13 protein-coding genes are annotated in these 12,263 nt (G+C 66.2%); 6 read left to right on the top strand and 7 right to left on the bottom strand.

The genetic code is table 11. From position 1 onward, the window contains the following. Positions 1-113: 113 nt before the first annotated feature. From smpB to ACG2LG_RS06670, 3 genes are all read right to left on the bottom strand, one after another. Positions 114-572: an SsrA-binding protein SmpB gene (gene smpB / locus ACG2LG_RS06660; RefSeq protein ID WP_396257457.1), complete on the bottom strand. Its 459-nt coding sequence runs from the start codon at positions 570-572 to the stop codon at positions 114-116. Between the two features lie 43 nt (positions 573-615). Continuing rightward, positions 616-822, bottom strand: a complete 207-nt coding sequence (locus tag ACG2LG_RS06665; RefSeq protein WP_396257458.1) for a DNA-directed RNA polymerase subunit omega — start codon at positions 820-822, stop codon at positions 616-618. 162 nt (positions 823-984) lie between these two features. Beyond that, complete coding sequence (locus ACG2LG_RS06670) at positions 985-1,380, bottom strand: DUF3147 family protein (protein WP_396257459.1); 396 nt, start codon at positions 1,378-1,380, stop codon at positions 985-987. 43 nt (positions 1,381-1,423) lie between these two features. Between ACG2LG_RS06670 and ACG2LG_RS06675 the strand changes: the two genes are divergently transcribed. From ACG2LG_RS06675 to ndk, 6 genes are read left to right on the top strand one after another with little or no spacing between them, the layout of a single operon-like run. Then, positions 1,424-2,248 (top strand): hypothetical protein, encoded by an 825-nt coding sequence (locus ACG2LG_RS06675; RefSeq protein WP_396257461.1) that lies wholly within the window; start codon positions 1,424-1,426, stop codon positions 2,246-2,248. A 5-nt stretch (positions 2,249-2,253) separates the two neighbouring features. After that, positions 2,254-2,910: a paraquat-inducible protein A gene (locus ACG2LG_RS06680; protein ID WP_396257463.1), complete on the top strand. Its 657-nt coding sequence runs from the start codon at positions 2,254-2,256 to the stop codon at positions 2,908-2,910. Beyond that, the gene (locus ACG2LG_RS06685) at positions 2,907-3,521 is read left to right on the top strand and encodes a paraquat-inducible protein A (protein ID WP_396257465.1); all 615 of its coding nucleotides are present in this window, start codon (positions 2,907-2,909) and stop codon (positions 3,519-3,521) included. The genes ACG2LG_RS06680 and ACG2LG_RS06685 overlap by 4 nt, the downstream gene beginning before the upstream one ends. Next, a complete protein-coding gene (locus tag ACG2LG_RS06690; RefSeq protein WP_396257467.1) occupies positions 3,518-5,155 on the top strand; it encodes an intermembrane transport protein PqiB in 1,638 nt (545 codons plus the stop codon). The genes ACG2LG_RS06685 and ACG2LG_RS06690 overlap by 4 nt, the downstream gene beginning before the upstream one ends. Positions 5,156-5,197: 42 nt before the next feature. Beyond that, positions 5,198-5,815 (top strand): membrane integrity-associated transporter subunit PqiC, encoded by a 618-nt coding sequence (locus tag ACG2LG_RS06695; RefSeq protein WP_396257469.1) that lies wholly within the window; start codon positions 5,198-5,200, stop codon positions 5,813-5,815. A 58-nt stretch (positions 5,816-5,873) separates the two neighbouring features. Next, positions 5,874-6,305: a nucleoside-diphosphate kinase gene (gene ndk, locus ACG2LG_RS06700; protein ID WP_396257471.1), complete on the top strand. Its 432-nt coding sequence runs from the start codon at positions 5,874-5,876 to the stop codon at positions 6,303-6,305. Positions 6,306-6,366: 61 nt separating this feature from the next. On the opposite strand, the gene ACG2LG_RS06705 is transcribed toward ndk, so the two are convergent. From ACG2LG_RS06705 to ACG2LG_RS06720, 4 genes are all read right to left on the bottom strand, one after another. After that, positions 6,367-7,320, bottom strand: coding sequence for a bile acid:sodium symporter family protein (locus ACG2LG_RS06705; protein WP_396257473.1), 954 nt, complete (start codon positions 7,318-7,320; stop codon positions 6,367-6,369). Between the two features lie 441 nt (positions 7,321-7,761). Further along, positions 7,762-10,176 carry a CapA family protein gene (locus ACG2LG_RS06710; protein WP_396257475.1) on the bottom strand — a complete coding sequence of 805 codons (2,415 nt, stop codon included), beginning with the start codon at positions 10,174-10,176 and terminating at the stop codon, positions 7,762-7,764. Next, entirely contained in the window at positions 10,173-11,516 is a 1,344-nt protein-coding gene (locus ACG2LG_RS06715; RefSeq protein ID WP_396257477.1) for an NADase-type glycan-binding domain-containing protein, read from the bottom strand. The genes ACG2LG_RS06710 and ACG2LG_RS06715 overlap by 4 nt, the downstream gene beginning before the upstream one ends. Positions 11,517-11,701: 185 nt before the next feature. After that, the gene (locus tag ACG2LG_RS06720) at positions 11,702-12,238 is read right to left on the bottom strand and encodes a class I SAM-dependent methyltransferase (protein WP_396257479.1); all 537 of its coding nucleotides are present in this window, start codon (positions 12,236-12,238) and stop codon (positions 11,702-11,704) included. Positions 12,239-12,263: the final 25 nt, after the last annotated feature.

Raw genomic sequence — 12,263 nt, forward strand, 5'->3', positions numbered from 1 at the left:
ATGGCGGTGAAAGCAAAGCTTCGCGTGACTCGCGGCTCAAGGCCAAGCAAGGGAGGCGAAGTTTTCCACAATCGGTGCCCGCCCCTCCGACCATCTGAGTGACGCGAGCCTTTCTACTGCCGGTTGAAACGCGCCACCTCGCGCTGGGCCTCGCGGAGTTCGACCTTCTTCTTGAGGTCGTGCCGCTGATCGCGGTGGCTCTTGCCCTTGCCGACCCCAATCTCGACCTTCACCCGGCGGTTCTTCCAGTACATCCGGAGGCACGGGAGGGTCGAGCCCTTGGCCTCCAGTTCGTGCTCGAGCTTGTTGATTTCGGACTTGTGCAGCAGCAGGCGACGCGAGCGCCGGGCTTCATGCTGGAAAAAGGCCCCGGCCGTTTCCCACGGCTGGATGTGGCAGCCGTAGAGGAAGATCTGGCCGTTCTCGATCCGCGCGAAGGCGTCGGAGATGTTGATCTTACCGGCGCGCACCGACTTGACCTCGGTGCCCTTCAGCTCGATGCCCGCCTCAAAGGTCTCGCCGATGTGATAGTCCCGGCGTGCCTTGCGGTTGTTGGCGATCTCGTTGCTCATCGCCGGCGATGCCCCGACGGGCGCTGGACGCGAAACGCGTCGATCACATGTTCGCCGCCTCGCCGGACAGCTTGATCTTGCCCTCGATGATCTCCTGAAGCGCGATATCGGCCGCACCCATGCTGGGCACCGTCGGGATCAGGGGGGACCGGCCGCTGTTCAACTGGCGGACCCGCTTGGAAACCATGTTGATGAGAACCAGGGGATCGGTGATGATTTCGGAAGCCTTTTCGACAAGATCGCTTTTCATGGGTGTGCCTGCAAACCGGGTAGAAGTCGTCGGCTGCTCGAAAGGAATGATGTTTTCGCGAGACATGCCGGACCTTCCGGCCCTCCACGACCGGGAGGCGCGACAGAACACGAAAACATCTGTTTGACAAGCCGAAACTGGCGACTTCGAAAGAAAAAATGGCTATTTCGGCATCAGGTCGATCCCAAACTGACGCAGAACCACCACGGTCAGCCAGAAGCAGCCGACGGTGATCAGGCAGTTCAGCCCGAGCGCCGGCCAGAAACCCCAGCCCGCCCGAAGCATCCACGGCAGGATCAGGAACATCGGCAGGGTCGGCAGCACGAACCAGAAGGTGCCTTCCGCGTGGTTGGCGATGCGCTCGCTGCCCTGCTTGCCGGCCTGCATCCACACCATCGCGATCAGCGAGGTGAGCGGAAGGGCTATCAGGAGGGCCGAAAGCCGGTCGCTGACGACCTGGATCTTGGTCACGAAAAGGATCACCAGCGCCGTGACGACCAGCTTCACCGCGTCCATTGCCGAGAAACTGAAGACTCTTTCCCAATCGATCTTGCTCATGGTCCGACTTGCGACGGGCCGAGCCTGAGGGTAGGGCTGGGGGATGCAAGCTCTCGGTTTACCCGCCCTGCTCCTTTTCTCCGCCCTCGCCGTGACCTCCTGCGGCCCGTCCGCCCCGGCCGCCGATTCACCGTCGGGCGTGGGTGGAAACCTGAGCGCCGCCGAGAAGAACAAGATCGGACGGAAAATCTGGCAGAACGAATGCGGCGGAACCATCAACGGACTGACCACCTGGAATGACGGCGAGGAATTCCCCTCGCTCGGCATCGGCCACTTCATCTGGTATCCGGCCGACTTCCAGGGCCGCTGGGAGGAAAGCTGGCCGAGCTTCGTCAGCTACGCCCGCTCGCGCGGGGCCACGGTGCCCGCCATCGGCACCAACCCGGACGCCCCCTGGCCCAACAAGGCGGCCTTCCAGGCCCAGTTCAACAGCCCGCCCATCACGGAACTCCGCCAGTGGCTGGCCAATCGCGTGACGCTGCAGACCGACTTCATCATCGCCCGCTCGCAGGCCGCGCTGCCGAAGATCCTCGACGCCGCGCCGGCCTCCGACCGGAACCGGATCCGCGACAACTACCACAAGGTCGCGAGCACGGCGAACGGCACCTATGCGCTGATCGACTACGTCAACTTCAAGGGCGACGGCACCAAGGCCACCGAGCGCTACAACGGCCAGGGCTGGGGGCTGCTCCAGGTGCTGCGAGGGATGAAGAACGTGCCTTCCGGGCAAGCCGCCGCCCGGGAATTCGCCGCCTCGGCCAAGCGTGCCCTCGACCGCCGCATCGCCAACTCGCCCCCGGCACGCGGCGAGTCACGCTGGCGCGCCGGCTGGCACAACCGCTGCGATACCTACGCCCGCCCGCTCTGAGGACCATGCGCCTGATCCAACATCACCCCGGACTTCCCTGGCCGCGCCTGCAGCGGGACGAAAAGGTGGCGTGCGAGTTCTGCGACGCCGTCCAATCGGCGCCGCGACTTCGCGAGGGCGAGGCCGCCTTCTGTGTCCATTGCGGCGAACTCCTCTACCAGAACCGCCCCAACTCCCTCTCCCGCGCCACCGGTTTCTCCATCGCGGCCCTGATCTTCATGGGAATGGCGCACAGCTTCCCCTTTCTCTCGATGAGCGCCGCGGGCAACCGCAACGAGTTGACTCTGATCGGCTGCGTCGAAGCCCTGGCCGCGGATGATGCCCCGCTGCTGGCATGCCTCTGCCTGATCTTCACGGTGATCGCCCCGCTGCTTCTCACCACGGCACTGCTCTACCTCTGCGGACCGCTGATGATCGGCCGCGCGCTCCCCGGCGCCAAGCAGGTCGCCCGGGCCCTGCAGGCTTCCGAACCGTGGTCGATGCTGGAGGTCTTCCTGCTCGGGTTCATCGTCTCGCTGATGAAACTCGGGGATGTCGCCGAGATCCAGTTCCACATCGGCCTCGCGGCACTGGTCGCGGTCGTGGTCTCGATCGCCGGTGCCACCGGCGGCATCGACCGGCGGGAATTGTGGGACCGTCTCGAACTCGCCAACGCCCGATGAGCACGCCTTCCTTCGCGGCCGACCAGGGCCTCGCCTCCTGCCACACCTGCGGTCGGCTGAGTCCCGCCACGGATCACCACTGCCGCCGCTGCGGTGCCAAACTCCACCTGCGCAAGCCGAACAGCCTCGCCCGGACCGTGGCCCTCCTGCTGGCCTCGATCGCCCTCTACGTTCCGGCCATGTCGCTTCCGGTCATGAACGTGTCGGGCATCGGCAGCGAGGACGGCGGCACCATCATTTCCGGCGTGATCACCTTCTGGGAAATGGGCTCCTACCCCGTGGCAATCATCATCTTCACCGCCAGTGTCATCATTCCGGTCCTGAAGATCGTGGCCCTGGCCTGGCTGTGTCTCGCCGCCACCGGCAAGGTCGGCGGCACCGGCCACCGCCTCGCCCTCACCTACCACGTCACCGAAATCGTCGGCCGCTGGTCGATGATCGACGTGTTCGTCGTCGCCATCCTCGTCTGCCTCGTCCGGCTCGGCACGCTGATGACGATCACCCCGGGTCCCGCGGCTTTATCCTTCGCCTCGGTCGTCATTCTCACCATGCTTGCCGCGATGTCATTCGATCCCCGCCTGCTCTGGGATCGCCAACGCCGGACCTCATGAGCGACGAAACCCCGAAACCCAAGGTGCGACCGAGGCGCCGCATCAGCTCCGTGTGGCTGGTGCCGCTGGTGGCCCTTGGCCTCGCCTCATGGCTGGTGTGGCAGGATCGCACCGCCCGCGGACCGCTGGCCACGGTGTTCTTCGAGACGGCGGAAGGCATCTCCACCGGCAAGACCGAGGTCCGCTGTCGCTCGGTGAAAGTCGGCATCGTCGAGAATGTCCGGCTCTCCGACGATCTCGACGGCGTGCGGGTGGAACTGCGCATCGACTCCGATTACGAGGATCTGCTCAAGCGGGACAGCCGCTTCTGGGTCGTCCGCCCGCGGGTCTCGACCAGCGCCGTCTCCGGCCTCGGCACCCTGATCACGGGTGCCTACATCGAACTCGACCCGGCCGAGTCCGGTCCGCGGACGGACTACTTCGCCGGTCTCGAGGAGCCCCCCGTCACGCCGGCCAACGTCCCCGGGCTGCGGCTTTCCCTGGTCGCCGAAGACGCCGGCTCGCTCAGCGTCGGGGCACCGATCTACCACCGAGGCTACGAGGTCGGACGGGTCGAGCGAACCACCCTCGATGCCGAGGCCGACGGGGTCCGCTTCGACATCTTCATCGAAAAGGAATACGCCAGCCTGGTGCGCTCCAGCAGCCGCTTCTGGAACAACAGCGGCATCGAGGTGAGTGCCGGGACCGAGGGCTTCAAGTTCCGCACGCCCACCGTGCAATCGCTGGTCACGGGCGGCGCCTCCTTTTCGACCCCGTCGAAATTCCTCGATGCGCCCCCCGCGGAGAACGACATGTCCTTCGCCCTGCACCGGGATGAAGAGGCGGCCCTCTCGACCTTCGAGGCGGATCTTCGTCTGCTGCTGCTCTTCGCCCAGTCGGTGCGCGGCCTTCGCGCCGATGCCCCGGTCGAGTTTCGCGGGATCCCGCTGGGCCGCGTGGTCGACATCTCCCTCGACGAAGTGCAACCCGGCGACCGGCGGATTCCGGTGATCATCGAACTCGACTCCAATGCCTTTCGGCGGGCATCGGCGCTCGGCAGGAACGATGAAATCGACCTTGCCGGCGCGGTCGAGGCCGGCCTCCGCGCCCGTCTTGCCACCGCGTCGCTGATCACCGGGGCTCTCTACATCGATCTCGATATCTTCCCCGATGCCCCCCCGGCGACGGTCGGTCAGCGGGGCGAATACCAGGTAATCCCCACGATATCCTCCGGCCTCGCGCAGTTGGAGGTCCGGGTGAACGCCATCCTGGCGAAGATCGAGAAACTGCCGCTCGAGGAGTCCCTCGCAAGCTTCCAGGAGGCCGCGGACGAAACGGCGCTGACCCTGGCCGAGTCGCGCAACACCATGACCGAGCTGGAGAACACCCTCGCCGAGGTGCGCGGGTTCATCGCCGACGACTCCACCCGCGAGATCCCCGAGAACCTCAACAAGACCCTCGCGGAACTTCAGACCTCCATCGAATCCCTCGGACCGGGCGGCCCCGTCCAGGGCGATCTGCGCCGGACCCTTGACGAACTCCGGTCCGCCCTGCGGGCCTTCGAGACCCTTTCGAACACCATCGACGAGAAACCCAACTCGCTGCTCTTCGGGCGCGAATCGTCGGGTGATCCGATTCCCAAGGCCCGTCGCTGACGCTCCTCGCCAATGCCAAATGCTCCAATGCCGAATGCCGAAATGAGATCCTCCGCACCCCTTGCCACGACACGCCGACCGCCTTCGTTTTGGCATTGGTGCCTGGTCATTGGAAATTCCTGCCTGCTCGTTCTGGCAGCCGGATCGATCACTTCCTGCGCGCCTTCCAAGTCCTACTATCTCCTCACCCCCGAGGGCCCGGCCCCTTCCGGCGGCGGGCGCGGGATCGGCGTCGGCCCGGTGGCGGTCGCCGCCTACATCGACCGTCCGAATCTCGTCTTCCAGGAAAGCGGCAACCGCCTGGCCGTCGCCGAGTCCCACCGCTGGGCCGGCGACCTCGAGGACAATGTCGCGTCCGTCCTCGCCGCCAATCTCGGAAGACGACTCGGCACCGGCAACGTCCGCACCTATCCATGGTCCGACGACGGCGACCTGACCCGGCAGATCAGCATCGACATCCGCCAGATGCACGGCACGGCCGATGGCGATGCCTTCCTCGAGGCGGCATGGCGCGTTTACTCGCTCCCCGACCGCCGCATGACGGCCAGCAGGAGTTGGTCGGGTACCGAACCGCTCGAGACCGACGGCTACGACGCCCTTGCCGCCGCCCACTCCCGGCTTCTCGCCCGGCTTGCCCACGAGATCGGCGGATCGCTCTGAGGAGCCCGGTGCCTCAAAAGTCTTGCCTACGGGTCTCCCCCACCCTACCTCCCCGCGCATGGCCACCGAGACCACCCTCATTCTTTTCAAGCCCGACGCCGTCGCCAAGAACATCGTCGGAACCGTGCTTTCCCGCTTCGAGAAGGAAGGCTTCAAGATCCGCGCCCTCAAGATGATGTCCCTCAGCGACGAAATCCTCGCCGAGCACTACGCCCACATCGCCGACAAGCCCTTCTTCCCGGACGTCCGTTCGTTCATGCAGGAGACTCCGGTGATTGCCATGGTGCTGGAAGGCGAAGACGTGATTTCCAAGGTCCGCGACCTGCTCGGGCCGACCGACTCCAAGGAAGCCGCCGCCGGCACCATCCGCGGTGATTTCGGCGACAAGGGCGGCGACGCCAAGATGCGCAACGTCTGCCACGCCTCCGACGGCCCGGAAACCGCCACCGCCGAGATCCGGCGCTTCTTCCACGAAGGCGAGGTTTACTGAGTCGCACTTACTTCTTTCCTCAAACGGCTGGCCCCAACCGGGACCGGCCGTTTTTCGGCAGTCACGGCATTCCCGCCGGCGGCTTTCTCCGCCACCACGCCGCCAGCACACTGCCGATGATGCAGTGATACACCGCGGAGATTGCCGCCGGCACCGGTGCCAGGGCGAACTCGGCGAAATGCTTGGTCGCCAGGGCCGCACCAAGACCGCTGTTCTGCATCCCGACCTCGATCGAGGCGGTGCGGCGCATCCCCACGTCCCGCCCCATCATCCCCATCACCGCATAGCCCACGCCAAACCCCAGCGCGTGCAGCGCGAAGACCGCTACAAACAGCGGCACCCCCGCGGCGGCGATCAAATCACGCTTCAGCGCGACGATGCAGCCGACGATCAGGACGATCACCAGCACGCTGATCACCGGGCCGATGGCATCCACTCCTTTTCGGACCACCTCGGCCCGCTTGAGCCTGCCGACGCCTGAATTCACCGCGATCCCCGCCACCAAGGGCAGCAGCACGATCACCAGCATCGACTTGAAAAGCTCGAGGGCATCCACAGGCAGAACCTTTCCCGCCAGCAACTTGGTCAAGAGGGGCGTCAGTACGACGGCGGCGAAGGTCGAGCACATCGTCATCAGGACGCTGAGCGCCACGTTCGCCCGGGCCAGATAGCAGATCACGTTGCTCGCGGTTCCACCCGGACAGCAGGCCACCAGGATCAAGCCCAGTGTCAGCTGCGGCTGCAGGGCGAAGGTTTTCGCCACCAGCCAGCCACTGACCGGCATGATCACGAATTGCGCGGCCACGCCGGCAAACACCGCCTTCGGCTGCCTCGCCACCGCCGCGAAGTCCGCCACGCGCAGGGTCAGCCCCATGCCCAGCATGATCAACCCGAGGCCCGGGCGGATCCACGGAGCAAACCACGTCCACGCCTCCGGCTGGATCCACGCCCACGCGCAACCCAGCACGATCCAAAGCGGGAACGCCGCTGCAAACCATCCGCACCACTTCGTCACCGGGCGTTTCTAAGCATTCCCCCCGGCAAGGGAAGCAAGGAGCGCCGGTGCTGAAACCGGCACGCATGCTCATCGGCTCCTGATACCCCTCAAAACCCGACCTCACGTCCAAACGGCACCCCCGGCAGGGTGCAACTGAAAATGGTGGGCGGAGCGAGTCGGCGTAATCGGCATGCGGCGGACTGTGGCCGGGCCTTCCAGGCCCGTGGCCCGGATCGACATTCGTGATGCCGGGCCTGAAAGACCCGGCCACCTGCCGCTGCCCGCCACTTCCAGTTGCCCCCCCGGCACCCACGGCACCCACGGCACCCACGGCACCCTTCCTTGACATGCCGGTTTCACAACCGGCGCTCCACCCTCAGCCCACAACCATTGCTGCTAAAAAATTAGCAGCAATCCATCCGCACCCCGATGGGGCATTCCGTGGCTCACTCCGTGGGCTCACTCGGGGGTTCGGGGCGTGCCGGGGACGGTCCACTCTCCAATCCTGCCTCCGTCGGCACCTTTCAGCTTCTTGGGGAAGACCGCGTTGCCAAGCGAGTGCACGACCACCGCGCCGCCGTGAGCTTCCTCGCGCTGCACCACATGCGGACCCGATCCAGCCAACAGCCGCGCCCCGCGCGCGACCAACCAGCGCGCCCAACGGCGCTGATCGTCGTTGACCTCCCGGCGGTACTCGTCGCCACCATGCACGAGGACCACGACCGACTCGCCCCGTGCCCGCGCCGCCGCGATTTCGTGCTCGATCAGGCGGGCGTGCCGGGGAACGGCCGCCACCCCCGGTCCGTCGCCCGCCGCCATCGACGGCACGAGCGAAACCCCGAAACACGCAACACCTTCAGACACCCAGGGACGGCAAGCCTCCGCAGCGTCCCGGCCCGCACCAAACACCCCGATGCCCGCCTTGCGAAGCTCCGCCAGTCCGTCGACGAGGCCCTCCGACCCCGCGTCGCCAGCATGGTTGTTCGCCAGCGAAACCGCGTCCACTCCCCGCTCCCGCAACCAGCCCAGCCGCTCCGGTGGAAAACGAAAATCGTGGCGCGCCGCGCCGACGGCCGGCAAACGGGTCGGCACGCCCTCCAGATTCGCGACAAACAGGTCGGCCCCTCCCTTTTCAAATCCCGCCACTGCCGCGACATCCCCGACCGGCACCACATCTCCAGCGACCCTCACGACGACCTCCTCCCGCTCCGGAAGCACCCAAACCCGGAACGGCGGCCGGCCCTCCTGCAGTGCTGCAACGGTGGTGATCTCCGCCCAACCCCCGAGATGATGGAACACCCGGTCCTCCGGGCCGATCCATCCCCAAGGCTCCCGGTCCTCGAACAAGGCCGCGACGTGACTCCCGAAGTCGATCATCACTCCCCGCTCGATCGCCTCCGGTGCCAAACGGCCCGACCACTCGACCAACTGCCGCCGCAATCGGCCGGGATCGCCCCACTCCATCGGCACCCCGCAGCGACGCCAAGCATGCACCAGCACGTTGGAACAATCCGCACCCCAACCGGATTCCACGCCTGTCAGATCATCCTCCTCCACCCCGGCGATGCCGAAGACATAGGGCATGCCCATCGTTTCCGACAACGCCCCACGGAACCCGGCACCATGCTGAAATCGCATCTCGATCACGCCCGCCGGCAGCCAGTGTCCGTCCTTCTCATACGACGCCTCGATCCGGATCCGAGACTTGCTGGCCAGCCATGGCTTCCAGGACAGCGCAAAGTCCTCCGTGGTGGCCAGCGGCACCGGGCGCTCGTAAATCCACCGTCCGGCACCTCCCGAGAACCCCTTGCCAAGGCCGGTTTCGGGGAGCAGGTCGTAGGCCTTGCGCGCCGGCCTCAACTCGCGCCAGCGCACCCGTCCGCTGCCCTCCGCCCCCCGCAACCGCAACACCGGCACGAGGTCCGGCGGGATCCGCCAGACGCCGTCGAGATCGGTCTCCAAACCCTCGACCTCCAGCCGCACCGGCAGCGCCGGGAACGCGTGGCGACGAACCCGGTCAAGCACCCCGCACCGAGATCCGAGCCGCCCGATCCAACCCTTCACCTCCGGCGAGGCCGCGGCGAGGTCCCACCGTTTCACACTGCCCCGGCGGGAGTGGAGCGAGTCATCAGGCCGGTCGTCGATCGAGGCGTCGATCTCCAGCACCGCCCCCCGCGTCCGCGAAACGGCGGACAGCAACATCGCCACCAACCGGTCGGCCTGCGCGTCGCTTTCCAGCCATGGCCGGGAAACCGAGACCCCCACTCCACACAGCCCCGGCCAATCCATCGCCGCCACCCACATCCGCTCGAAGGACGCCGCAGCTTCCATTGCGTCCATCTCCGCGAAAAAGTCGAGATCGAGACTCCACACCACCGGCCTCATCCCGGGCTTCCATGACTCCATGGCAGCGAGGTCAGTGACCCGCCACCGCTCTCCCAGCGTGCCGGCCGACCGCGGCTCGACCTCGAGGCGCCCGTCGCAAGCCCGCCGCGCATCCGCCAGCATCGCACGCAGGTCGCCGCCCGGCGCCACCCACAGCACCTGCCCGAAGGGCCGCGGCATCAGCGGCTCGATCCAGTTGTAGGCCTGGATTCTTCCGCCCGACCGCCAGGCCTCAATCCTCTCCGCCCGCTCGTCCTCGCTCGCCACCCTCCGCAGCCGCTCGCGGATCTCCCCGGAACGCTCGACCGCCGATGCATCCGAATGCGCATCGGTCAGCACCAGCACGTGCTCCGCATCGAGATCAAAGGTCCGCGAGATCCAGCCGAAATTCTCCGCGTGGTTGTCAGCCAGAAACACGGGAAGAGCTTCCCGCGGCATGACCGTCCCGGTCATGACTCCCAGCAGCAGCAGCACCCCGACAGCTCTCACCGCTGCGGCGTGATCTCCGGCTTCCGCTCGAGCGCCACCTCCAACCGCACTCCACTCACGCACAGGTCGTCGAAGCGCGAGCCCGGATGAACCTCCTTGAAGGTCAGTCTGACGGTCTTCACCGGCTTGTCATAGCCCCGAACCCGGATGCTTTGCGCCCCTTTCGCATCCTCGATCTCCGCCTCGAAGCGATGCTCACCGTTGAGCAGCACCTCCACCCGCTTCGGGCGCGCGTTCGCGGCGAAGAGGTCGTCGCTCTTGTCGTATCCCGGCACGATCTCGATCGCCTTCAACGGTTTCGGCACGTTCGGCGTAAGCTCCAGCCACTCGCCCGCGCCGTTCCCCTCGACCCCCTCGCTCCACGCACCCTCCCACTCCCTCACCTTGGCGGGCGAGTAGGAAATGTCGCCGTCATCCGCCAGCGTCGAACTCGCACGGACCTCGTAATTTGCATGGCTCATCGACCATTTCCCCGCCCGGGATCGGTAACTCACATGGCTGGTCGGATCATCCCAATCACCAAGCGACCGCCCGTAGCTGTATTCCTCGGGCTGGACCTCGATCGAGAGGTCGTCGTCGAGCGTCGGCTCGAGGTTTTGAAACTCCCACACCCACTTCGCCCCCTCGCGGCGGAACCGGTTCACCGGCTTGATCACCCGCAGGTCGGCGGGATCGATGTCCACCGGCACCAACTCGATGCGACCGCGGGCGATCGTCCCGCCCCACACCGCCGCGGTCGAGAGCCGGTAGGGAAATACGACCGCCTCCACGTGGCCGTCGTCGCTCACTCCCGTCTCCGTCCGCGGCAGCCGGCTGCGGAACGAGATCCGCACCGGTTTCTCCTCGTCCCCCGCGAACTTCACCTCGGAAACGAGCCAGCCCTTGATGTTGTCGAAGCGCGTCACATCCCAGTCCTCGTGCACGTCCGGGTTGCGCTTCGGCTTCGGCTCGGGCTCCCACCTCGCCTTCACCGCCCGGCCCGCGGCCTCGATCCGGTAGTTCTCGCAGTAAAGGAGATCCTCGCGCCCCTCCGGTCGCTTCATCGCTGGCGAGCCACCGGGATCGGTCCCGGCGTCGTAGCTCTCCTCCACCGGAAACCCGAAACGCACCGTCACCGCGCGGCCGGTCAGGTTCTTCATCAGGTAGCGCACCTCGACATCCGCGAAGCTCTCGTGGCACTCGAACCGCAGCAGTTCGTCGACGATCCGCACCTTCTCCGTGTTTTCCGGCTCGAAGCCCGCGACATCCCCCATGGCCTCGACGCCTCCGCGACGATAACCACCGCCGTTCGCAAGCACGACGGTGCCGATGCCGAGCAGGATCAGGATGGCGAGCTTCATGATGTTCATGCTGACGGAAAAAGCGACCCGGTGAAACTCATTCGTCTCGCCGATCAGGTGCAGCGCCAAGAGCCAAAGGAGCGCCGATTATGAAATCGGCACGCCAGATCACCCGCTCTCGATCCGCCTCAACATCGACCTCCCGTCTCGAGGTGCCTCAACCGCTCCTCATGCGGATGCCGATTTCACAATCGGCGCTCCCACACCACCAGGAAGGGCGCGCCCTTCCGGGCCTGCGGAAACACCTGGCCACCACGCGCTTCGACCCAAGCCTTCACCGCCGCCGCTTCCTCGTCTCCACCGGGATGCCCGGGATAGCACACCACCGTCAGGATGCCACTCGTCCGCAGCAGACCGACCGCGACCTCCAACGCCCGAAGCGTTTCATCGGTCCGGGTGATCCGCGCATGATCCCCGCCCGGCAGGTATCCGAGGTTGAACATCACCGCACCCACGCCCGGCTCCACCCTCTCGGCCATCCGGATATGGGACTCGCACCACAGGTCGATGCACCCCGCCACCCCCGCATCCTCCAAGCGCCGCCGCGTCGATTCAATCGCCGCCTCCTGCACGTCGAACGCCACCACCCTGCCCGACTCCCCGACCAAACCGGCGAGAAACAAGGAGTCGTGACCATTTCCCGCCGTCGCGTCGACCCCGGTCTCGCCCTCCTTCACCACCCCGCTCACGATCTCGTGTGCCTGCTGCGTCGGCCGTTTCATCACGGGAATTCTCCGCCATCCGGCC

This window comes from Haloferula sp. A504, assembly GCF_044385805.1.
In the GTDB taxonomy this organism is placed as follows: Bacteria; Verrucomicrobiota; Verrucomicrobiia; order Verrucomicrobiales; family Akkermansiaceae; genus Haloferula.

Excerpts from the sequence above, each read along its gene's own strand:
- smpB (WP_396257457.1), bottom strand. The coding sequence starts at position 572 with ATGAGCAACGAGATCGCCAACAACCGCAAGGCACGCCGGGACTATCAC.
- ACG2LG_RS06665 (WP_396257458.1), bottom strand. The coding sequence starts at position 822 with ATGAAAAGCGATCTTGTCGAAAAGGCTTCCGAAATCATCACCGATCCC.
- ACG2LG_RS06670 (WP_396257459.1), bottom strand. The coding sequence starts at position 1,380 with ATGAGCAAGATCGATTGGGAAAGAGTCTTCAGTTTCTCGGCAATGGAC.
- ACG2LG_RS06675 (WP_396257461.1), top strand. The coding sequence starts at position 1,424 with ATGCAAGCTCTCGGTTTACCCGCCCTGCTCCTTTTCTCCGCCCTCGCC.
- ACG2LG_RS06680 (WP_396257463.1), top strand. The coding sequence starts at position 2,254 with ATGCGCCTGATCCAACATCACCCCGGACTTCCCTGGCCGCGCCTGCAG.
- ACG2LG_RS06685 (WP_396257465.1), top strand. The coding sequence starts at position 2,907 with ATGAGCACGCCTTCCTTCGCGGCCGACCAGGGCCTCGCCTCCTGCCAC.
- ACG2LG_RS06690 (WP_396257467.1), top strand. The coding sequence starts at position 3,518 with ATGAGCGACGAAACCCCGAAACCCAAGGTGCGACCGAGGCGCCGCATC.
- ACG2LG_RS06695 (WP_396257469.1), top strand. The coding sequence starts at position 5,198 with ATGAGATCCTCCGCACCCCTTGCCACGACACGCCGACCGCCTTCGTTT.
- ndk (WP_396257471.1), top strand. The coding sequence starts at position 5,874 with ATGGCCACCGAGACCACCCTCATTCTTTTCAAGCCCGACGCCGTCGCC.
- ACG2LG_RS06715 (WP_396257477.1), bottom strand. The coding sequence starts at position 11,516 with ATGAAGCTCGCCATCCTGATCCTGCTCGGCATCGGCACCGTCGTGCTT.
- ACG2LG_RS06720 (WP_396257479.1), bottom strand. The coding sequence starts at position 12,238 with ATGAAACGGCCGACGCAGCAGGCACACGAGATCGTGAGCGGGGTGGTG.